We start from the raw sequence: 22412 nt of genomic DNA on the forward strand, positions 1-22412 counted from the left end.
TTCGGCGAAACTGGCCCGGCACTTGCAATCAATTTTCTCAACTGTACTTACGAGCCCCGTGCAGCGGAGACCGTTTCATGCCTGCGACCCCCAATATCCTTCTTCAGAATGCCGCTCAGGCCAAGGCGCAAGCTGCCTCGGCCAAATCGTCGGCGATGGCCGCAGAGCCTGTAGATAAAGCCTCCAGCTTCGCCAAAGTGTTCGCCGATCAGGGTGCGAACAAGCCTGTTGTCAGCACCGATAACCCGGCGAAAACCGCGCGCGACAAAGCCGCTGACAGCGCTGGCAAGAAAGACCTCGCCAAGGATCAATCTGCCGCCCCGGCTCCGGCGGTTGCCGATAGCGGCAATGCCTTGCCTGCCGACAAATCCGCGGCGGCCGATGACGCCGCTGCCAGCGATGACACTACCGATCCTGCGCAAACGCCGGTCGCCGACGCCAGCGTGACTGATCCTGCGCTTGATCCGGCATTGGCCGTCGCCGTGCAACCGGTGGCTGCGCCTGTGGTGCCAGCCCCGGTTGCTGCTGCACCGGCGCAACCTGAAGTCGAAACACCAGCAGTCGCCGTGTTGCCAGCAGTCAAAGACCCGGCGGCCTCGACCGATAGCGATTTCGACCCGGCAGCCGATCCGCTCGATTCGATGCCGGCGGTGCGTTTGGCGATGGAGCAGGGCGGGCATATTTCCGCTGCCAGCCAGGCGCAACCGAAAACCACCTCGGCACAGGCTCAGGCTGACGGCGAATTGACCTCGGCGCAGAACTTCGCCGCCGGCATGGCCAGTATGCTCGACGTGCAAGCCGACAAGGACAGCACCAGTCAGGGCGGTGACAAAGCGTTCAGCGGACTGATCGATGACGGCCTCAAAGACCTCAAGACTGCGACCAGCGATACCCGCGTTGATGATTTCGCCAACCGTCTCGCTGCGTTGACGCAGGCTGCCACACCAAAAACCGCGAACGCCGTGCCGGTGAATCAACCGATCGCCATGCATCAGAACGGCTGGACGGAAGAAGTGGTCAACCGCGTCATGTACCTGTCCAGCGCCAATCTGAAGGCGGCGGACATTCAGCTGCAACCGGCCGAGCTGGGGCGGCTGGATATCCGCGTGAATCTGGTGCCGGATCAGCAGACGCAAGTGACGTTCATGAGTGCGCATCCGAGCGTGCGAGAGGCGCTCGACAGCCAGATGCACCGACTGCGCGAGATGTTCACGCAGCAGGGCATGGGCCAGGTTGACGTAAATGTGTCTGACCAGAGTCGTGGTTGGCAGGGCCAGCAAGGTCAGGAACAGGCGCAGCAGGGGCAGAGCGGGCGCACCAGCGCGGCGGGTGGTCGTCTGGATTCGGCGGATGATGAAATTGCCCCGGTCAGCGCGGCCGAGATTGCTGCCAATACCACCAGTGTGATCGGCAGCAGTGCCGTCGACTATTACGCCTGACGGGTTGTAGCGACACCAAAAGATCGCAGCCTTCGGCAGCTCCTACAGGGTGTACACATCCAATTGTAGGAGCTGCCGAAGGCTGCGATCTTTTGCTTTTCAGTCCTGTTGATCCAGGCGCCGATCCCCGGCCGACACTTCTGGCATAACACTTGCTCTTGCCTTGCCGTGCGACTGTGAAAACCTGATTAGTGACGGATTATTGGCATGGCGAAGAGCGAAGCTGCAGCAGTAAAAGACCCCGCAACCAAAGGCAAACTCAAGCTGATCATCATGATCGTGCTCGCGTTGCTGTTGGCCATTGGTGCATCCGTGGGGGCGACCTGGTTCTTCATGCACAGTGCCCAGAGCAAACCAGAGGCTGCGGCTGAAACCGCCCCGACCGGCAAACAACCGGCGATTTTCGAACCGATGGCGCCGGCCTTCGTTGCCAACTACAACCAGAACGGCCGTCAGCGCTACATGCAGGTGAGCATCACCATGCTCGGGCGCAATCAGGCCGATCTGGAAGCGCTGAAAGTGCACATGCCGGTTATCCGCAACAACCTGGTGATGCTCTTCTCCGGTCAGGATTTCGCCACACTGGCGACGCCGGTCGGCCAAGAGATGTTGCGCCAGAAGGCCACCGCCAGCGTCCAGGAAGTGGCGCAGAAAGAACTCGGCAAAGTGGTCATCGAACAGTTGCTTTTCACTAATTTCGTACTGCAGTAGGAACACGACATGGCCGTGCAGGATCTGCTGTCCCAGGATGAAATCGACGCGCTGTTGCACGGCGTCGACGATGGTCTGGTACAGACCGATGACGCTGCCGTACCCGGCAGTGTCAAAAGCTACGACCTGACCAGCCAGGATCGCATCGTCCGTGGACGTATGCCGACTCTGGAAATGATCAACGAGCGTTTTGCCCGCTACACCCGCATCAGCATGTTCAACATGCTGCGCCGCTCGGCGGACGTTGCCGTCGGTGGCGTGCAGGTGATGAAGTTCGGCGAATACGTGCACTCGCTGTACGTACCGACCAGCCTCAACCTGGTCAAGATCAAACCGTTGCGCGGCACCGCGCTGTTCATCCTTGACGCCAAGCTGGTGTTCAAATTGGTGGACAACTTCTTCGGTGGCGACGGCCGTCACGCCAAGATCGAAGGGCGTGAATTCACCCCGACCGAACTGCGCGTGGTGCGCATGGTGCTGGAGCAGGCCTTCGTCGATTTGAAGGAAGCCTGGCAGGCGATCATGGAAGTCAATTTCGAGTACATCAACTCGGAAGTGAACCCGGCCATGGCCAACATCGTCGGCCCGAGCGAAGCGATCGTGGTCTCCACGTTCCACATCGAACTGGACGGCGGTGGCGGCGATCTGCACGTGACCATGCCGTACTCGATGATCGAGCCGGTGCGCGAAATGCTCGACGCCGGTTTCCAGTCGGATCTCGACGATCAGGACGAGCGCTGGGTCAACGCCCTGCGTCAGGACGTGCTCGATGTCGATGTGCCGATCGGTGCCACCGTGGCTCGCCGTCAGTTGAAACTGCGCGACATTTTGCACATGCAGCCCGGCGATGTGATCCCGGTCGAGATGCCGGACGAAATGATCATGCGCGCCAATGGCGTGCCGGCCTTCAAGGTCAAGATGGGCTCGCACAAAGGCAACCTCGCGTTGCAGGTGATCGAGCCGATCGAGCGCCGCTGAAACGGCGCCACACCCCCTTTTTTGCACTAACTGAATTGTTGCCCGCCGAGGACACATGATGAACGACGATATGAACGCCCAGGACGATCAGGCACTGGCTGATGAATGGGCCGCCGCCCTCGAAGAAACCGGTGATGCCGGCCAGGCTGACATCGACGCCCTGCTGGCCGCCGACGCTGGCGCCGCGAGCTCCAACCGTCTGCCGATGGAAGAGTTCGGCAGCGTGCCGAAGAACAACGATCCGGTGACGCTGGACGGTCCGAACCTGGACGTGATCCTCGATATTCCGGTGTCGATTTCGATGGAAGTCGGCAGCACCGACATCAACATCCGCAACCTGCTGCAACTCAACCAGGGTTCGGTGATCGAGCTCGATCGTCTGGCCGGTGAGCCGCTCGACGTGCTGGTCAACGGCACGCTGATTGCGCACGGTGAAGTGGTGGTGGTCAACGAGAAGTTCGGCATCCGCCTGACCGACGTGATCAGCCCAAGCGAACGCATCAAGAAGCTGCGCTGAGTGAAAAGGGTTCTCTGGGCGCTGCTGGCGCTGCCAATCAGCGTAATGGCCGCCGAGCCGGTGGCAACCACGGCCGCCGTCGCCGCGCCGGTGGTCAACAGCGGCATTGCCGGGCAATTGACGCAACTGGTATTCGGTTTGCTGCTGGTGCTGGGGATTATCTTTTTCCTCGCCTGGCTGCTGCGCCGGGTGCAGCAGGCAGGGCCGGCAGGCAAGGGCCAGGTGATCGAGTTGATCGGTTCGCGCGCCCTCGGCCCACGTGACCGTTTGATGCTGGTGCAGGTCGGCAACGAGCAGATTTTGCTTGGCTTGAGCCCCGGCACCATCACCGCGCTGCACGTGCTCAAAGAGCCGGTGCCGGTGCCGAGCACCAGTGAAAAAGCCACTCCGGATTTTGCCCAGCAGTTGCTGAAGATACTCGGCAAGGATCAGAAGGATACGAAGTAATGGGTGCGCTACGCATCGTCTTGACGCTGGCCCTGATGCTGGCGGCGCCGCTGGCGTTCGCCGCCGATCCGTTGTCGATCCCGGCGATCACGCTGGGCACCAACGCCGATGGCGCGCAGGAATATTCGGTCAGCCTGCAGATTCTGCTGATCATGACCGCGCTGAGCTTTATTCCGGCGGCGGTCATTCTGATGACCAGTTTCACCCGGATCATCATCGTCTTCTCGATCCTGCGTCAGGCCCTCGGCCTGCAACAGACGCCGTCGAACCAGATCCTCACCGGCATGGCGCTGTTCCTGACCATGTTCATCATGGCGCCGGTGTTCGATCGCGTGAACAAAGATGCCTTGCAGCCGTATCTGGCGGAGACACTCACCGCGCAGCAAGCGGTGGAAAAAGCTCAAGTGCCGATCAAAGACTTCATGCTCGCGCAAACCCGCAGCAGCGATCTTGAGCTGTTCATGCGCCTGTCCAAACGCACCGACATCCCGACGCCGGACGCTGCGCCGCTGACCATTCTGGTGCCGGCGTTCGTCACCTCCGAGCTGAAGACCGCGTTCCAGATCGGCTTCATGATCTTCATTCCGTTCCTGATCATCGACCTCGTCGTCGCCAGTGTGCTGATGGCGATGGGTATGATGATGCTGTCGCCGCTGATCATTTCCTTGCCGTTCAAAATCATGCTGTTTGTGCTGGTGGATGGCTGGGCGCTGATCATCGGCACCCTGGCCAGCAGTTTTGGAGGTGTCTCGCCATGACGCCGGAAGTCGCGGTCGATATCTTTCGTGAAGCGCTGTGGCTGACCACGCTGATGGTCGCGATTCTGGTGATCCCGAGCCTGTTGGTCGGCTTGCTGGTGGCGATGTTCCAGGCCGCGACGCAGATCAACGAACAGACCCTGAGCTTCCTGCCGCGTCTGCTGGTGATGCTGGTGACGTTGATCGTCGCCGGCCCATGGATCGTGCAGACGTTCATGGAATACATCATCCAGTTGTACAAAAACATTCCGATGGTCATCGGCTAAGCCATGCAATCGCTGCTTCAGCTGACCGACACCCAGATCAGTTCCTGGGTGGCATCGTTCATGTTGCCGCTGTTTCGCGTCGCCTCGATGTTGATGGTCATGCCGGTGTTCGGCACCACGCTGATACCGCGCCGTGTGCGCCTGTATTTTGCCGTGGCGATCACCGTGGTGATCACGCCGGGGCTGCCGCCGATGCCGGCGGTGAGTCCGCTGGATCTGAGTGGGCTGATGCTGATCGCCGAGCAGATCCTGGTCGGCGCTGTGCTCGGGTTTTCCTTGCAGCTGTTCTTTCAGGCGTTTGCGGTGGCCGGGCAGATCGTCGCGATCCAGATGGGCATGGGCTTCGCCTCGATGATCGACCCGGCCAACGGCGTCTCGGTGGCGGTGATCGGGCAGTTCTTCACCATGCTGGTGACCTTGCTGTTCCTGTCGATGAACGGCCATCTGGTGGTGTTTGAAGTCCTCACCGAAAGCTTCACCACGCTGCCGGTCGGCAGTGGTTTGATGACCGCGCATTACTGGGAACTGGCCGGCAAACTCGGCTGGGTACTTGGCGCCGCGTTGCTGCTGGTGTTGCCGGCGGTGACCGCGTTGCTGGTGGTCAACATCGCGTTCGGCGTGATGACCCGCGCGGCGCCGCAACTGAACATTTTCTCCATCGGTTTCCCGCTGACCCTTGTGCTCGGTCTGTTTATTGTCTGGGTCGGGTTGGCGGATATTCTCAATCAGTATCAGCCGCTGGCCACCGAGGCCTTGCAGTTGCTACGCGAACTGGCACGGGCGCGCTGAGTCATGGCTGAGAGCGAAAGCGGTCAGGACAAAACAGAAGACCCCACGGAGAAACGGAAAAAGGACTCCCGTGAGAAGGGTGAGATTGCCCGTTCCAAAGAGCTCAACACCCTCGCCGTGATGATGGCCGGCGCCGGCGCGTTGCTGGTGTTTGGCGGCATGTTGGCCGAAGACCTGATGGAACTGATGCGCCTGAACTTCACGCTGACGCGCGAGGTGATCATGGATCAGGGCTCCATGGGCGCCTTTATGATGCAGTCGGGCAAAATGGCGCTGGTGGCGATTCAGCCGATCATGATCACCCTGTTGATTGCCGCGCTGGTCGGGCCGATTTCCCTCGGCGGCTGGCTGTTCGCGGCCAGCTCCATGGCGCCGAAGTTCAGCCGGATGAACCCGGGCGCCGGCCTCAAACGCATGTTTTCCTTCAAGGCTGTGGTGGAGTTGCTCAAGGCACTCGCCAAGTTTGTGATCACCCTGTTCGTGGCGCTGATGGTGTTGATGTCCGACGTCGACGACCTGCTGCGCATCGCTCACGAACCGCTTGAGTCAGCGATTATTCACAGCGTGACGCTGGTCGGCTGGAGCACCTTGTGGCTGGCCTGCGGGTTGATCATCATCGCCGCCGTCGATGTGCCGGTGCAGCTCTGGGAAGCGCACAAAAAACTGCTGATGACCAAGCAGGAAGTGCGCGACGAGCACAAGGATCAGGAAGGCCGGCCGGAGGTCAAACAGCGCATCCGCCAGACCCAGCGCGAAATGTCCCAGCGACGGATGATGGCGGCGATTCCCGACGCCGACGTGGTCATCACCAACCCGACGCACTACGCCGTCGCGCTCAAATACGACTCGGAAAAGGGTGGCGCGCCGTTGCTGCTGGCCAAGGGTAGCGACTTCCTGGCGTTGAAGATTCGTGAGATTGCCGTGGCGAATAATGTGATGCTGCTGGAATCGCCGGGGTTGGCGCGTTCGATTTACTACTCGACTGAGCTCGACGAGGAAATCCCTGGCGGGTTGTATCTGGCGGTGGCGCAGGTGTTGGCGTACGTCTACCAGATCCGCCAATACCGCGCGGGCAAAGGCAAACGGCCGGATCCGCTTAAGGATGACCTGCCGATTCCGCCGGATCTGCGCCGCGATTCTTGACGTTACTGCGATGAAACTCTAGGCCTTACAGAGATCATTGTGGCGAGGGGATTTAGCGAAACGTCGCACCGCCCCGCTGGGCTGCGCAGCAGCCCCCATAACCTGTGACTTCAATCTTTCAGGATTACCGCGTGCTCAGGATTTACGACTGCTGCGCAGCCGAGCGGGGCGGTGCGACGTTTCGCTGAATCCCCTCGCCACAGGTTCTTGCCTGACTTCTTGATCGTTCCCACGCTCCGCGTGGGAATGCAGCCCGGGACGCTCCGCGTCCCTTCCAGAACCGAACGCGGAGCGTCCGTTGAGGCGTTCCCGCGCAGAGCGTGGGAACGATCATCGGGGTGCTGTTACTGCGGCAACTCCAGATTATCCAGCGCCCGATTCACCGCCAGTTCGCCGAGCATGATCAGTTGCGCAATACCCTGCAGCGTTCTGCGTTGTGATGCGGGTATGAGGTTGGCGAAGTCATTGGCAATGGTTCTTGCCGAGGCGAGGGTTTCGCAGGCGTTGGCCAATAATTCTTCGTTTTTGAAGTCGGCGGTGACGGCGTACATCGTGCGGTTTCGGCGTGGCGGTGGCGTGGCGCCCGGGAAGAGGTAGTGATCGAGGGCGCGGTCGGCGGCTTCGTGGAGCTTTGTTGAATCGAGGGATTCGTAGGGGGAGGTGGGATCGGTTTCGGGTGGGTTTGGTGTTGGTTTGATCATTGGTGAAGCTCCTTGAGAAATGGAGCCGTCAACCGTCGCTGCTAAACGAAGTGGGTGGCGGCTGTACGCGGGTTAGCAGACCAGGCTCAAGAATCCCGGCGCACCGAAGTGCCCCACGCAAAGCCGCCATAACGTAATGGCGGGACTCGCGTGTCTTGAGATTTGCCGAGCTGCTAAACCCGATCACTGAACAATCAGCGACCGACCCACGATAGAACCCGTCCCCAAGGCGCACAAGCCGGCCGATTCTGGCTTAGCTGTAGGCAAAGGCGCAAGGATGTGTAGCCTTTGAGGCGTGTCTGGAGGTGTCTTTTAAACATAGCCGTTTAAAAACAGAAATCGGGCACAGGCAATGACGGCCCCTTCGCGAGGAAGCTCTGCTCCTACGGTTTTGTGGTGATCACATATTTTGTGGCTTGCCCCAATTGATCGTTCCCACGCTCCGCGTGGGAATGCATCCCGGGACGCTCCGCGTCCCTTCCACAACCGAACGCGGAGCGTCCGTTGAGGCGTTCCCACGCAGAGCGTGGGAACGATCATCGGGGGAGGGGGCCTGCCACTGCGGCAACACCAGATTATCCAGCGCCCGATTCACCGCCAACTCGCCGAGCATGATCAGTTGCGCGATGCCCAGCAGCGTCTTCCGCTCCGAGGCGGGTATGAGGTTGGCGAAGTCATTGGCGATGGTTCTGGCGGAGGCGAGGGTTTCGCAGGCGTTGGCCAATAGTTCTTCGTTTTTGAAATCGGCGGTCACGGCGTACATCGTGCGGTTTCTGCAGGCAATGACGGCCCCTTCGCGAGCAAGCTCTGCTCCTACGGTTTTGTGGTGATCACATATTTTGTGGCTTGCCCCAATTTGTAGGAGCAAAGCTTGCTCGCGAAGGCATCGGCATATTCAACGCTTTCATCGGTTGACACACCGCTTTCGCGAGCAAGCTTTGCTCCTACAGAGGGTGGAGCGAACCTTCCGTCTGAAAACCTGTGATACCTGACAGTTCTGACAGTAGACGCCGTTGAATTTCAGGCGCACTCATAGCGCCGGGAATGTTCCCGTTGGAGGTCTCGCCGTGGATGCGCTTGGGCAGGGGCCTGACAGCGTTCGAGATGCTCGGATCTGTTCAGGGAGAGTCATGATGGTAGAGCGCGTATACAAACATCTTCCGGGGATGAAGCTGGAGTTCGTCTCCGCTCGGCTGGAGGAAAACGTCAGCGAAAGAGCGATTGGCTACTCGGCCAAATTCAAACTGAGTCTCGATTTTCTTAACTTCAAAGTTGCCGCCAATCAGCACATTCCCAACTTTCTGAATAACCCGCTCAATGCGATCCGGCCCGAGCTGGACGGCTTGGCCTATCACTACGCGTACAACTATTTATTGGGTGCGGCGGGCAAGATCTCCACGAATGAGGCGCTGTTCGAGGTTTTCACTCGCACGGAGTACTACATGTCGGAGTGGTCGACGGGAGGCTTGGAGATTCGTTACGGCGTGCCGGTGTTCGAAGTGGTTGACGGGCAGTTGCACGTCACTGCACGGGTAGACTATCGATTGGACGGTGGTCGACAGATTCAGATCCGCGATCTGCCGGTCATCCCTTTTCAGTGGCAACTGAATTTGCTGTTAGGTGAGCCGATTTTGTCAGGGCTCAAGTCACCCGAGACCAAAGTCGTGCTGATGTATGGCAAGGAGCCGTTGGTGTCGGTGGAGGGGAAACCGATGTATACCGGCACGCAGTATGTGATTGGGCGCGAGTTAGCGTTTGGTGATATTGGCGCGGAGCTGATTCACGAGGCTGGTTGAATCCGGCATTTCCTTAAGCTGGCACCGTGACGAAATAAAAAACCGCCGCCCCGATTTAACGGGGTGGCGGTTTTTTTGTGCCTGAAATTGAATGCCTTCCTGTAGGAGCTGCCGAAGGCTGCGATCTTTTGACTTTCAAAAAGCCAGATCAAAAGATCGCAGCCTTCGGCAGCTCCTACAGGGAAGCGCGTTGGGGCTGCGATCTTTTTTGTCTGCGCAAAAGTTGGAAGGCTTCTTGCAATAGCCGCCGTGCGCCTGCTCTGGGCGTCAAAAGTTTGCTTTAAAGGAACGGGGAATACCGGTGGATCGCTCTCAGTTACTCAACAGTGCCCGCACAAACCTGAATGACCTCTCGCGAGGCAATCTGGGCGTGCCGTTGTTGCTGCTGGTCATGTTGGCAATGATGATGTTGCCGATTCCGCCGTTCCTGCTCGACGTGTTTTTCACGTTCAACATTGCGTTGTCGATTGTCGTGCTGCTGGTCTGCGTGTACGCGCTGCGGCCGCTGGATTTCGCGGTGTTCCCGACGATTCTGCTGGTCGCGACGTTGATGCGGCTGGCGTTGAACGTCGCCTCGACACGGGTGGTGATGCTCCACGGTCAGGACGGCCACGCCGCGGCCGGTAAGGTGATTCAGGCCTTCGGTGAGGTGGTGATCGGCGGTAACTACGTGGTCGGTATCGTGGTGTTTGCGATCCTGATGATCATCAACTTCGTCGTGGTGACCAAGGGTGCCGGGCGGATTTCCGAGGTGAGCGCGCGCTTCACCCTCGACGCGATGCCCGGCAAACAAATGGCGATCGACGCCGACCTCAACGCCGGTCTGATCGACCAGAACCAGGCGAAGATGCGCCGTCAGGAAGTCGCCCAGGAGGCTGAGTTCTACGGTTCAATGGACGGTGCCAGCAAGTTCGTGCGCGGTGACGCCATCGCCGGCCTCCTCATTCTGTTCATCAACCTCATCGGCGGCATGGCCGTCGGTATCTTCCAGCACAACATGAGCTTCGGCGATGCCGGCCGGGTTTACGCCTTGCTGACCATCGGTGACGGTTTAGTGGCGCAATTGCCATCACTGTTGTTATCTACAGCTGCGGCGATCATGGTGACCCGTGCTTCCGGTTCGGAAGACATGGGCAAACAGATCAATCGCCAGATGTTCGCCTCGCCAAAAGCGCTGGCGGTGGCGGCCGGTTTGATGGCGGTGATGGGCCTGGTGCCGGGCATGCCGCACTTCTCGTTCCTCAGCATGGCGGCACTGGCCGCTGGCGGCGCGTACCTGTTCTGGAAGAAGCAGAACGTCGCCAAGGTTGAAGCGCTGCAAGAGGTCAAACGCCAGCAGGAGCTGCTGCCGTCGCCAGCCCGCGCCATGGAAACCAAAGAGCTGGGCTGGGATGACGTGACACCGATCGACATGATTGGTCTGGAAGTCGGCTACCGGTTGATCCCGCTGGTGGATCGCAATCAGGGCGGGCAATTGCTGGCGCGGATCAAGGGCGTGCGCAAGAAGCTCTCGCAGGATCTGGGCTTCCTGATGCCGACCGTGCACATCCGCGACAACCTCGACCTGGCGCCAAGCGCCTACCGTTTGACCCTGATGGGCGTGATCCTCGCCGAAGCCGAGATCTACCCGGATCGCGAACTGGCGATCAACCCGGGGCAGGTATACGGCACGCTTAACGGCATAAACGCCAAAGATCCGGCTTTCGGGCTGGAAGCGGTGTGGATCGAAATCAGCCAGCGTGCGCAGGCACAGTCGCTCGGATACACCGTGGTCGACGCCAGCACCGTGGTTGCGACGCACTTGAACCAGATTCTGTACAAACACTCCAGTGAGCTGATCGGCCACGAGGAAGTGCAGCAACTCATGCAATTGCTGGCCAAAAGCTCGCCGAAACTGGCTGAAGAGCTGGTGCCGGGCGTGGTCTCGTTGTCGCAACTGCTTAAAGTATTGCAAGCGCTGTTGGCCGAACACGTGCCGGTGCGTGACATCCGCAGTATTGCCGAAGCCATCGCCAACAACGCTGCCAAGAGTCAAGATACCGCCGCGCTGGTGGCTGCGGTGCGGGTTGGCGTATCGCGCGCCATCGTCCAAAGCATTGTAGGCACTGAGTCCGAGCTGCCTGTGATCACCCTGGAACCAAGGTTGGAACAGATATTGCTCAATAGTCTGCAGAAGGCAGGACAAGGCTCGGAAGAGGGCGTTCTGCTGGAGCCAAGCATGGCCGAGAAGCTGCAACGTTCGCTCATCGAAGCGGCGCAGCGTCAGGAGATGCAAGGTCAGCCGGTGATCCTGTTGGTAGCAGGCCCGGTACGCGCGATGCTCTCGCGTTTTGGCCGCCTCGCAGTCCCTGGATTGCACGTGCTGGCCTACCAGGAAATACCGGACAACAAGCAAGTGACAATTGTTGCGACAGTAGGGCCCAACGGCTGAGGTAGTGGTTCATGCAAGTTAAGCGTTTTTTCGCCGCCGATATGCGTCAGGCCATGAAGCTGGTTCGTGATGAGCTGGGCGCTGATGCCGCCATCATTGGCAACCGCCGCATTGCCGGCGGTGTCGAGCTGACGGCTGCGCTCGATTACAAATTGTCGGCGCTGGCGCCACGGGTTCCGAACATGGAGCTCGAAGACGAGCTGCGCAAGACCCAGTCGCGCATCGTCACCGCCCAGGCCGAGCTGAGCCTGCGTGGCGAAGCCGATGGCAATAGCAATCGCCAGATCTTTGCCGGCCTGCCACTCACCGCTGGCCTGCCGTTGACCGCCGCTGAACCGCTGACCGAGCCGACCTACGCCGCGCCAGCGCGTCCAGCCCCGGCACCGGCTCAGTCCTCTGGCGGCGTCGATCCACGTGCACTGGATTCGATGCGTTTTGAATTGAACAGCCTGCGCGAGCTGATGGAAGTGCAGCTCGGCACACTGGCCTGGAATCAACTGCAGGGCAGCCGTCCGGCGCAGGCCAATCTGTATCGCCGTCTGCAACGTATCGGTCTGTCTGGCCCGCTGTCGCGTGATCTGCTGTCGATGATCAGCGACATCGAAGAGCCGCGTCAGGCCTGGCGCATGCTGCTCGCGCATCTGGCGCGAATGATTGCCGTGCCGGAAGTCGAGCCGCTGGAAGAGGGCGGTGTGATCGCCATGGTCGGCCCTGCCGGCATGGGCAAGACCACCACGCTGGCGAAACTGGCCGCACGTTATGTGCTGAAATACGGCGCGCAGAATGTCGCGCTGGTGAGCATGGACAGCTTCCGCATCGGCGCGCAGGAACAACTGAAGACCCTGGGCCGCATTCTCAATGTGCCGGTGACCCACGTTGATCCGGGCCAGTCGCTGGTGCAGGCGCTGGATCCATTGCTGCGCAAACGCGTGGTGCTGATCGATACCGCCGGCCTGCAAGCCAGCGATCCGGCCCTGCGCATGCAGCTCGAAAGCCTCGCCGGGCGTGGCATCCGTTCAAAAAATTATCTGGTCTTGGCAACCACCAGCCAGAAACAGGTTCTAACCGCCGCTTATCACAGTTACAAGCGTTGCGGGCTCGCCGGGTGCATCCTGACTAAACTGGATGAAACGGCCAGCCTTGGCGAAGTGTTAAGCCTGGCGATCAGTCATGAATTGCCGGTCGCGTACCTGACCGATGGCCCACGGATTCCGGATGATTTGCATCTGCCGCGCCGTCATCAACTGGTCAGCCGCGCCGTCAGCGTGCAAATGCAGGAAGAACCCAGCGAAGAAGCCATGGCTGACATGTTCGCTGATATCTACCACAGCCCCACCAAGCAGGTAGGCTGAGGTATTCATGAACAGTTTTTGTACCTACATCGATGGTCTGCCATGCATTGTTCCGTTTGTGAACGCGCAGCCAGTAATGTGGCCTCCGTCTATGCAAGACAAGGTAAAGAAATAACATGGGCAGCATGCATCCCGTACAGGTGATCGCGGTGACCGGCGGCAAAGGTGGCGTCGGCAAAACTAACGTGTCAGTGAACTTGTCTCTGGCGCTGGCAGAGCTTGGCCGTCGGGTCATGCTGCTGGACGCCGATCTGGGACTGGCGAACGTCGACGTTCTGCTGGGCCTGACACCCAAACGCACTCTGGCCGATGTCATCGAAGGCCGCTGTGAGCTGCGCGACGTGCTGTTGCAGGGTCCCGGCGGGATCCGCATCGTACCGGCCGCGTCCGGCACGCAGAGCATGGTTCATCTGAGCCCGGCGCAACACGCCGGCCTGATTCAGGCCTTCAGTGACATCGGCGACAATCTCGACGTTCTGGTGATCGACACCGCTGCAGGTATTGGTGACTCGGTAGTCAGTTTCGTTCGCGCAGCGCAGGAAGTGTTGCTGGTGGTCTGCGATGAGCCAACCTCGATCACTGACGCTTACGCACTGATCAAACTGCTCAACCGCGATTACGGCATGAACCGCTTCCGCGTCCTCGCCAACATGGCGCAGAGCCCGCAAGAAGGTCGCAACCTGTTCGCCAAGTTGACCAAGGTCACGGATCGCTTCCTCGACGTCGCCTTACAATACGTCGGCGCCGTGCCTTACGACGAAAGCGTGCGCAAAGCGGTGCAGAAGCAGCGCGCTGTCTATGAAGCCTTCCCGCGTTCCAAGTGCGCGCTGGCGTTCAAGGCCATCGCGCAAAAGGTCGACACCTGGCCGCTTCCCGCCAACCCGCGCGGCCACCTTGAGTTTTTTGTCGAGCGCCTCGTGCAGCAAACGGCAGGGCCCGTGCTATGACCGCTAGCGGTATGAATTACTACAAGAAGTCGGCACGCGACGCTCAGTACGAGCTGATCGAGCGTTACGCGCCGCTGGTCAAACGCATTGCCTATCACTTGCTGGCGCGGTTGCCGGCGAGTGTGCAGGTTGAAGACCTGATCCAGGCCGGGATGATCGGCCTGCTTGAAGTCTCGACCAAATACGACGCCAGCAAAGGCGCCAGTTTCGAAACGTACGCGGGCATTCGAATCCGCGGCGCGATGCTCGACGAAGTGCGCAAAGGGGATTGGGCGCCACGCTCGGTTCACCGCAATACCCGGATGGTCAGCGACGCAATTCGCTCAATTGAAGCTAAAACCGGCCGTGATGCTAAAGATCACGAAGTTGCGGCCGAACTCCAATTGAGTCTCGACGATTACTACGGGATTTTGAATGACACCTTGGGCAGTCGCCTGTTCAGTTTCGACGATCTGTTGCAGGACGGCGAACACGAAGGGCTGCACGAGGATGGCGCGAGTGCTCATCTTGAGCCGTCACGCGATCTGGAAGATGAACGCTTCCAGGCGGCGCTGGCGGACGCGATTGCCAATTTGCCGGAGCGTGAGCGACTGGTGTTGGCGCTGTACTACGACGAAGAGCTGAACCTCAAGGAAATCGGTGAAGTCCTTGGCGTCAGTGAATCGCGGGTCAGCCAGTTACACAGCCAGTGCGCGGCCCGTTTGCGGGGGCGTTTGGGGGAGTGGCGAGCGCGCTGAAGGCAGTGTGGGGACACTGCGAACGAGGCTGGTGCGGTGATGAACGGCACCGGTCTTGCTCTGTTGTGCTCCAGACAGTCTTCGAGTGCTGCGCCGATTGATTGAAGTGGCGCGTCCAGGTGCTGGGCGCGTTTAAGACTGCTTGGAGGTCGAATTGAACAAAGACATGAAAATCCTCATCGTTGATGACTTCTCAACGATGCGGCGGATCATCAAGAACCTGCTGCGTGATCTTGGGTTCACCAACACCGTCGAGGCTGACGATGGCACCACTGCCATTCCAGTGCTCAACAGCGGAAGCATCGACTTTCTGGTAACGGACTGGAACATGCCGGGCATGACCGGTATCGACCTGCTGCGTCACGTGCGTGCCGACGAAAAACTCAAGCACCTGCCGGTATTGATGGTGACTGCTGAAGCCAAGCGCGAGCAGATCATCGAAGCCGCTCAGGCCGGTGTGAACGGCTACGTCGTCAAACCTTTCACGGCTCAGGCGCTGAAAGACAAAATCGAGAAGATTTTCGAACGCATCGGCTGATGAACGCGCGGGGGAGCTATGGAGCATAAAGAATTTTCACAGGGCGATTTCGAGTCGACCCTGAAAAAACACGCGGTCGAACTAGTCGAGAGCCTTGAAAAAGGCAAGTTCGGCGACGCTGTGCAACTGATCCATGAGCTCAATCAGACCCGAGACCGCGGCCTGTATCAGGAAGTGGGCAAGCTCACACGCGAACTGCACAGTGCGATCGTCAATTTCCAGATCGATCCGCACATGCCGCAGGCCGAGGAAGTGTCGCAAATCACCGACGCCACCGAACGTCTGGGCTATGTGGTCAAGCTGACGGAAGCTGCGGCCAACCGCACCATGGATCTGGTGGAAAGCGCCACGCCGGTGGTCAATGGTCTGGCTGAAGAAGCCCAGGCTCTGAGCACGGATTGGGGCCGGTTCATGCGCCGCGAAGTCGGGGCTGAAGAGTTCCGCGAACTGGCGCGCCGGGTCGACGGTTTTCTGTCGCGCAGCCACACGGGCAACCGTGCGGTGTCGAGCAATCTCAACGACATTCTGCTGGCCCAGGATTACCAGGACCTCACCGGTCAGGTGATCAAACGCGTGACCCAACTGGTCACCGAAGTCGAAAGCAATTTGCTCAAACTCGTACTCATGGCCAGTCAGGTGGACCGCTTTGCGGGCATCGAACATGACCGCGCCGCGATGCTTGCAGAAAAAGATCCACAAAAACATCTCTCGCAGGGTGAAGGTCCGCAGATTCATGCCGATAAACGAGAAGACGTTGTGTCCGGTCAGGACGATGTGGACGATTTGTTATCCAGCCTTGGATTTTGAGTTTAGGTTTTTAGACCTGTTAGGAGCACCCCATTAATGAGCTTCGGCGCCGATGAAGAGATCCTTCAGGATTTCCTGGTTGAGGCCGGCGAGATTCTTGAGCAACTGTCCGAGCAACTGGTCGAGCTGGAAAGCCGACCGGATGACGCGGATCTGCTCAATGCAATTTTTCGCGGTTTCCACACTGTAAAAGGGGGCGCCGGCTTCCTTCAGCTCAATGAGCTGGTGGAGTGCTGTCACATCGCCGAAAACGTGTTCGACATCCTGCGCAAGGGTGAGCGTCGCGTTGATGCAGAACTGATGGACGTGGTGCTGGAAGCACTGGACGCGGTGAACAGCATGTTCACTGAGGTGCGTGAACGCGCACCGATCACCGCTGCAACGCCTGAGCTGCTGGCAGCGCTGGCACGTCTGGCCGAGCCGCAATCGGCGGATGCCGTCGCGGTCGAAGAAGTCGTTGAAGCCCCGGTCGCGGAAAGCGATTCGGGCGACATCACCGACAACGAATTTGAACAACTGCTGGACTCGCTGAATGCCGTCAAGGCACAAGCCGAAGCCCCGCCAGCGCCGGTGGCCGATAGCTCGGCCAGCGATGAAATCACCGACGCCGAATTCGAGTCGTTGCTGGATCAACTGCACGGCAAAGGCCAGTTCGCGCCGGACGCCGTAGCGGCGACGCCAGCGGCTCCGGTTGCTCCGGCAGCGGGCGACAGCTCGGACATCACCGACGACGAATTTGAAGCGTTGCTCGATCAGTTGCACGGCAAAGGCAACTTCGCCGTCGAAGCGCTGGAGTCGGCGATTGCCTCGGCACCTGCGCCTGCTGCTCCAGCGGCCGCGGCTGCCGGCAGCGATTTGATCAGCGATCATGAATTCGAATCGCTGCTCGACGAATTGCACGGCAAAGGCAAATTCACCGATGTCGGCGCCGCCTCAGCGGGCAGCGCTTCGACGGTGGCCACGCCAGTCGCCAAGGCTCCAGCCGCTGCGGCGCCGAAACCCGTCGCCAAGCCTGAGCCAAAAGCCGAAGCACCCAAAGCTGCTGCACCGGCTCCGGCCCGTGCACCGACAACACCGCCACCGGAAAAACCGGCGAGCGAAGCCGAGACCACCGTGCGCGTCGATACCGCACGTCTCGACGAAATCATGAACATGGTCGGCGAGCTGGTACTGGTGCGTAACCGTCTGGTGCGCCTGGGCTTGAACAGCGGCGACGAAGCCATGCAAAAGGCTGTGTCGAACCTCGATGTGGTCACCGCTGACCTGCAAACCGCAGTGATGAAAACGCGGATGCAGCCGATCAAGAAAGTCTTCGGGCGCTTCCCGCGTCTGGTTCGCGACCTGGCCCGTCAGCTGAAAAAAGAGATCAATCTGGAGCTGGTCGGCGAAGAAACCGACCTCGACAAAAACCTCGTCGAGGCCCTGGCCGATCCGCTGGTCCACTTGGTGCGTAACGCTGTCGACCACGGCATCGAGTCGCCGGAAGAACGCGAAGCGTCGGGCAAGGCCCGTGGCGGTCGTGTGGTGCTGGCCGCCGAGCAAGAAGGCGATCACATCCTGCTGTCGATTTCCGATGACGGCAAAGGCATGGATCCGAACGTGCTGCGCGCCATCGCGGTAAAACGCGGGGTGATGGACAAAGACGCGGCCGATCGCCTCAGCGATACCGAGTGCTACAACCTGATCTTCGCTCCGGGTTTCTCGACCAAGACCGAGATCTCCGACGTCTCCGGCCGCGGTGTCGGCATGGACGTGGTGAAGACCAAGATTTCCCAGCTCAACGGTTCGATCAACATCTACTCGACCAAGGGCCAGGGCTCGAAGATTGTCATCAAGGTGCCGCTGACGCTGGCGATCATGCCGACGTTGATGGTCATGCTCGGCAATCAGGCGTTCGCGTTCCCGCTGGTCAACGTCAACGAAATTTTCCACCTCGACCTGTCGACCACCAACGTCGTCGACGGCCAGGAAGTGGTGATCGTGCGGGACAAGGCGCTGCCATTGTTCTACCTCAAGCGCTGGCTGGTCAGCTCCGCCGCTCACGAAGAGCAGCGCGAAGGCCATGTGGTGATCCTTTCGGTGGGCACTCAGCGGATCGGCTTCGTCGTCGATCAACTGGTCGGCCAGGAAGAAGTGGTCATCAAGCCATTGGGCAAAATGCTGCAGGGCACTCCGGGCATGTCCGGCGCCACCATCACCGGTGACGGCCGCATCGCGCTGATTCTCGATGTTCCAAGCATGCTCAAGCGTTACGCCGCACGGCGTATTTGAATCCGGGGCGGCGGGGCGATCACGCTCCGCTGCACCTAATGGAGTGTTTATGGCAGTCAAAGTCCTGGTGGTGGACGATTCGGGTTTTTTCCGCCGCCGCGTCTCGGAAATTCTTTCAGCGGATCCGAGCATCCAGGTGGTCGGCACCGCCACCAACGGTAAAGAGGCCATCGATCAGGCACTGGCGCTCAAGCCGGACGTGATCACCATGGACTACGAGATGCCCATGATGGACGGCATCACGGCGGTGCGGCACATCATGCAGCGCTGCCCGACTCCGGTGTTGATGTTCTCCTCGCTGACCCACGAAGGCGCTCGGGTCACCCTCGATGCGCTGGACGCCGGCGCGGTGGATTTCCTGCCGAAGAATTTCGAAGACATCTCGCGCAATCCCGAGAAGGTCAAACAACTGCTGTGCGAAAAGGTGCACAGCATCTCGCGCAGTAATCGTCGTTTCAGTGCTTACAGTGCGCCGGCTCCAGTGGCTGCGCCTGCACCTGCGCCGACGCCTGCTCCGACTGCATCAAGTTTCAGTAGCCACAGCAGCAGCCACAGCAGCAGCGCTGCGGTGCGTCCAGCGCCAGCGCCTGTGCATGCTCCGGTTGCAACCCGTGCACCGGCCGCCAGCGCTTCGTCGCCGGCACCGAAACGCAAGGCTTACAAACTGGTTGCCATCGGCACCTCGACGGGCGGCCCGGTTGCGCTGCAACGGGTGTTGACTCAGTTGCCAGCGAACTTCCCGGCACCGATCGTGTTGATCCAGCACATGCCGGCGGCGTTCACCAAAGCGTTTGCCGAGCGTCTCGACAAGCTCTGCCGCATCACCGTCAAGGAAGCCGAGGATGGCGACATCCTGCGTCCGGGGCTGGCGTTGCTGGCGCCGGGTGGCAAGCAAATGATGATCGACGGCCGTGGCGCGGTGAAGATTCTGCCGGGCGACGAGCGTCTGAATTACAAGCCGTGCGTGGACATCACGTTCGGCTCTGCGGCCAAGTCCTACGGTGACAAAGTTCTGGCGGTGGTGCTCACCGGCATGGGCGCTGACGGCCGTGAAGGCGCGCGTTTGCTCAAGCAGGGCGGCAGCTCGATCTGGGCGCAGGACGAAGCCAGTTGCGTGATCTACGGCATGCCGATGGCCATCGTCAAAGCTGACCTCGCCGACGCGGTGTACAGCCTGGACGAGATCGGCAAGCACATCGTCGAGGCGTGTATCTGATGGATGTTTTAAGCCTTATCGGGATCATCATGGCGTTCGTCGCCATCATCGGCGGCAACTACCTTGAGGGCGGCCACATCGGTGCGCTGGCCAACGGTCCTGCCGCGTTGATCGTCCTCGGCGGCACCGTCGGCGCGGCGCTGCTGCAATCGCCGATGAGCGCGTTCAAACGCGCCATGCAGATTCTGGCGTGGATTCTGTTTCCGCCCCGGGTTGATCTGGCCGGCGGCATCGACCGTGTCGTCAACTGGAGCCTCACCGCGCGCAAGGAAGGCCTGCTGGGTCTGGAAGGCGTGGCCGATGCCGAACCGGATAATTACTCGCGCAAAGGCCTGCAACTGCTGGTCGATGGCGCCGAGCCGGAAGCGATTCGCAGCATCCTCGAAGTGGATTTCTACACCCAGGAAGCGCGCGATATCGAAGCCGCGAAAGTCTTCGAAAGCATGGGCGGTTACGCGCCCACCATCGGCATCATCGGTGCGGTGATGGGCCTGATCCACGTGATGGGCAATCTGGCCGATCCGACGCAACTGGGCAGCGGTATCGCCGTGGCATTCGTCGCCACCATTTACGGTGTCGCCAGTGCCAACCTGGTGTTGTTGCCGGTGGCGGCCAAGCTGAAGGCAATCGCGTTGCGGCAGTCGCGTTATCGCGAAATGTTGTTGGAAGGGATCCTGTCGATCGCCGAAGGTGAAAACCCTCGCTCCATTGAGTTGAAGCTGCAAGGCTTCATGGATTAAGGGAATAACCTCATGGCTCGTCGTCGCCACCAGGAAGAACACGTCAACCACGAGCGCTGGCTGGTGTCCTACGCGGATTTCATCACCTTGCTGTTCGCGTTCTTCGTGGTGATGTACTCGATTTCGTCGATCAACGAAGGCAAGTACAAAGAAATTTCCGAAGCGCTGGTCGGTGTTTTCAAAGACTCCGACCGTGCGCTCAAACCGATTCCGATCGGTGATGAGCGACCGAAAACCACCACTCCGGCCAAGCCGCTGGTCAAGGATGCCGAGCAGATTGATGCCGGTATCGCCGGGGCCAGCGATCCGCTGAAAAGCATCTCCGATGACATCAGCGCCGCGTTCGGCGACTTGATCGCGTCCAACCAGATGACCGTGCGCGGCAACGAGTTGTGGGTCGAGATCGAACTCAATTCCAGCCTGTTGTTCGGCAGCGGCGACGCCATGCCGAGCGATATCGCGTTCAACATCATCGACAAGGTCGCGGCGATTCTGAAACCGTTCGATAACCCGATTCACGTCGAAGGCTTCACCGATGATCAACCGATCCGCACCGCGCAGTACCCGACCAACTGGGAGCTGTCCTCGGCGCGTTCGGCGAGCATCGTGCGCATGCTGGCGATGCAGGGTGTGAACCCTGGCCGGTTGGCGTCGGTGGGTTACGGTGAGTTTCAACCGGTGGCGAACAACGCCACCGTTGAGGGCCGCGCGAAGAATCGTCGGGTGGTGTTGGTGGTGTCGCGCAATCTCGATGTCCGCCGCAGCCTGACGGGCACCGGGACGGCCAATGCGCAACCGGACGCCGCGTTGAAGCGCGCTGGCACACAAACTGCACCGACCCCGGTCAAGACGCCGGGACGCGAGAGTGCCGTCAATTCTCCGTCACCCGCATTAACACGCTGAGCTATGTCTCGGTCGAGCATATCGGCCGGGAGGAACGAACCGAATGAGAGTCTGGGCAGTCGCCAATCAAAAGGGTGGTGTCGGTAAAACCACATCTTCCATCGCTTTAGCCGGGTTGCTGGCCGAGGCGGGCAAGCGCGTGGTTGTGGTCGATCTCGACCCGCACGGCTCGATGACCAGCTATTTCGGCTACGACCCCGACAGCCTGGAACACAGCAACTACGACCTGTTTCTGCACAAGGGCAGCGTGCCGCAAGGCCTGCCGGGGCAGTTGCTGTTGTCGACCAGTGACGAACGTATTTCACTGTTGCCGTCGAGCACCGCACTGGCGACCCTTGAGCGGCAGTCGCCGGGGCAGAGTGGCCTCGGTCTGGTGATCGCCAAGAGTCTGGCGCAACTGTGGCAGGACTTCGATTACGCGATCATCGACAGCCCGCCGTTGCTCGGTGTGCTGATGGTCAACGCGCTGGCCGCGAGTCAGCAACTGGTGATCCCGGTGCAGACCGAACACCTCGCCGTCAAAGGCCTGGAGCGCATGGTCAACACGCTGGCGATGATCAACCGTTCACGCAAACAGGCGCTGCCGTTCAGTATTGTGCCGACGCTGTTTGATCGCCGTACGCAGGCGTCGCTGGGTACTTTGCGCGTGCTGCGCGACAAATTTCCGGAAGAGATCTGGCAAGGTTACATCCCGGTCGATACGCGCCTGCGTGACGCCAGCCGTGCCGGAGTAACGCCTTCGCAATTCGACGGCAAGAGCCGTGGCGTTCTCGCTTACCGCGCGCTGCTCAAGCATCTGCTGGCGCAGCAACTTGTCGCGCAGGTGGCCTGAATGACTTTGACTTGTGTAGGAGCTGCCGCAGGCTGCGATCTTTTGATCTCGCTGTGTGGCCTCCTTGAAAAGAGCAAAAGATCGCAACCTGCG

General features: G+C 60.0%; 22 protein-coding genes and 1 pseudogene. 21 read left to right on the forward strand and 2 right to left on the reverse strand.

The genetic code is table 11. The features are described 5' to 3' along the window. Positions 1-77: 77 nt before the first annotated feature. From KFS80_RS05855 to flhB, 9 genes are all read left to right on the forward strand, one after another. Positions 78-1439 (forward strand): flagellar hook-length control protein FliK, encoded by a 1362-nt coding sequence (locus KFS80_RS05855; RefSeq protein ID WP_212544231.1) that lies wholly within the window; start codon positions 78-80, stop codon positions 1437-1439. 207 nt (positions 1440-1646) lie between these two features. After that, positions 1647-2150, forward strand: coding sequence for a flagellar basal body-associated protein FliL (gene fliL, locus KFS80_RS05860; RefSeq protein WP_053118371.1), 504 nt, complete (start codon positions 1647-1649; stop codon positions 2148-2150). A gap of 9 nt (positions 2151-2159) precedes the next feature. Then, positions 2160-3128, forward strand: coding sequence for a flagellar motor switch protein FliM (gene fliM / locus KFS80_RS05865; protein ID WP_053118375.1), 969 nt, complete (start codon positions 2160-2162; stop codon positions 3126-3128). A gap of 58 nt (positions 3129-3186) precedes the next feature. After that, on the forward strand, positions 3187-3645 hold the full coding sequence (gene fliN / locus KFS80_RS05870) for a flagellar motor switch protein FliN (RefSeq protein WP_053118377.1): 459 nt from the start codon (positions 3187-3189) through the stop codon (positions 3643-3645). Then, complete coding sequence (gene fliO / locus KFS80_RS05875) at positions 3646-4092, forward strand: flagellar biosynthetic protein FliO (protein ID WP_212544232.1); 447 nt, start codon at positions 3646-3648, stop codon at positions 4090-4092. It begins immediately after the preceding gene. Continuing rightward, complete coding sequence (gene fliP / locus KFS80_RS05880) at positions 4092-4850, forward strand: flagellar type III secretion system pore protein FliP (protein WP_053118381.1); 759 nt, start codon at positions 4092-4094, stop codon at positions 4848-4850. The genes fliO and fliP overlap by 1 nt, the downstream gene beginning before the upstream one ends. Further along, positions 4847-5116, forward strand: coding sequence for a flagellar biosynthesis protein FliQ (gene fliQ / locus KFS80_RS05885; protein ID WP_053118383.1), 270 nt, complete (start codon positions 4847-4849; stop codon positions 5114-5116). Before fliP ends, fliQ begins: the two co-directional genes overlap by 4 nt. 3 nt (positions 5117-5119) lie before the next feature. Continuing rightward, positions 5120-5905, forward strand: a complete 786-nt coding sequence (fliR, locus tag KFS80_RS05890; RefSeq protein WP_053118386.1) for a flagellar biosynthetic protein FliR — start codon at positions 5120-5122, stop codon at positions 5903-5905. A gap of 3 nt (positions 5906-5908) precedes the next feature. After that, a complete protein-coding gene (gene flhB / locus KFS80_RS05895) occupies positions 5909-7048 on the forward strand; it encodes a flagellar biosynthesis protein FlhB (RefSeq protein WP_159812654.1) in 1140 nt (379 codons plus the stop codon). A 344-nt stretch (positions 7049-7392) separates the two neighbouring features. Here flhB and KFS80_RS05900 read toward each other — a convergent pair whose 3' ends face one another. Both KFS80_RS05900 and KFS80_RS05905 read right to left on the reverse strand, forming a co-directional pair. Further along, entirely contained in the window at positions 7393-7749 is a 357-nt protein-coding gene (locus KFS80_RS05900) for a DUF6124 family protein (RefSeq protein WP_159812655.1), read from the reverse strand. A gap of 559 nt (positions 7750-8308) precedes the next feature. Next, positions 8309-8518, reverse strand: a pseudogene (locus tag KFS80_RS05905) (DUF6124 family protein); the annotation flags it as partial. A 361-nt stretch (positions 8519-8879) separates the two neighbouring features. Between KFS80_RS05905 and KFS80_RS05910 the strand changes: the two are divergent. From KFS80_RS05910 to KFS80_RS05965, 12 genes are all read left to right on the forward strand, one after another. Beyond that, the gene (locus tag KFS80_RS05910) at positions 8880-9545 is read left to right on the forward strand and encodes a hypothetical protein (RefSeq protein WP_246541699.1); all 666 of its coding nucleotides are present in this window, start codon (positions 8880-8882) and stop codon (positions 9543-9545) included. A 301-nt stretch (positions 9546-9846) separates the two neighbouring features. Further along, complete coding sequence (gene flhA / locus KFS80_RS05915; protein ID WP_053118395.1) at positions 9847-11976, forward strand: flagellar biosynthesis protein FlhA; 2130 nt, start codon at positions 9847-9849, stop codon at positions 11974-11976. 11 nt (positions 11977-11987) lie between these two features. Beyond that, positions 11988-13328, forward strand: a complete 1341-nt coding sequence (gene flhF / locus KFS80_RS05920) for a flagellar biosynthesis GTPase FlhF (protein WP_053118396.1) — start codon at positions 11988-11990, stop codon at positions 13326-13328. 116 nt (positions 13329-13444) lie between these two features. Next, positions 13445-14275: a flagellar synthesis regulator FleN gene (gene fleN / locus KFS80_RS05925; RefSeq protein WP_003222917.1), complete on the forward strand. Its 831-nt coding sequence runs from the start codon at positions 13445-13447 to the stop codon at positions 14273-14275. Next, on the forward strand, positions 14272-15012 hold the full coding sequence (fliA, locus tag KFS80_RS05930; protein WP_007920004.1) for an RNA polymerase sigma factor FliA: 741 nt from the start codon (positions 14272-14274) through the stop codon (positions 15010-15012). Before fleN ends, fliA begins: the two co-directional genes overlap by 4 nt. Before the next feature lie 166 nt (positions 15013-15178). Further along, positions 15179-15550, forward strand: a complete 372-nt coding sequence (locus KFS80_RS05935; protein ID WP_024012118.1) for a chemotaxis response regulator CheY — start codon at positions 15179-15181, stop codon at positions 15548-15550. A gap of 18 nt (positions 15551-15568) precedes the next feature. Next, positions 15569-16357, forward strand: coding sequence for a protein phosphatase CheZ (locus KFS80_RS05940; protein ID WP_053118398.1), 789 nt, complete (start codon positions 15569-15571; stop codon positions 16355-16357). 36 nt (positions 16358-16393) lie between these two features. Beyond that, positions 16394-18628: a chemotaxis protein CheA gene (locus KFS80_RS05945; protein WP_212544233.1), complete on the forward strand. Its 2235-nt coding sequence runs from the start codon at positions 16394-16396 to the stop codon at positions 18626-18628. Between the two features lie 49 nt (positions 18629-18677). Continuing rightward, positions 18678-19844, forward strand: coding sequence for a protein-glutamate methylesterase/protein-glutamine glutaminase (locus KFS80_RS05950; protein WP_212544234.1), 1167 nt, complete (start codon positions 18678-18680; stop codon positions 19842-19844). Continuing rightward, positions 19844-20584, forward strand: coding sequence for a flagellar motor protein (locus KFS80_RS05955; protein WP_159812660.1), 741 nt, complete (start codon positions 19844-19846; stop codon positions 20582-20584). Before KFS80_RS05950 ends, KFS80_RS05955 begins: the two co-directional genes overlap by 1 nt. Before the next feature lie 12 nt (positions 20585-20596). Beyond that, on the forward strand, positions 20597-21487 hold the full coding sequence (gene motD, locus KFS80_RS05960; RefSeq protein WP_053118407.1) for a flagellar motor protein MotD: 891 nt from the start codon (positions 20597-20599) through the stop codon (positions 21485-21487). 43 nt (positions 21488-21530) lie between these two features. Continuing rightward, positions 21531-22319: a ParA family protein gene (locus KFS80_RS05965; protein WP_053118409.1), complete on the forward strand. Its 789-nt coding sequence runs from the start codon at positions 21531-21533 to the stop codon at positions 22317-22319. The last annotated feature ends 93 nt before the right edge of the window (positions 22320-22412 follow it).

Source organism: Pseudomonas rustica (assembly GCF_018336155.1).
Classification (GTDB): domain Bacteria; phylum Pseudomonadota; class Gammaproteobacteria; order Pseudomonadales; family Pseudomonadaceae; genus Aquipseudomonas; species Aquipseudomonas rustica.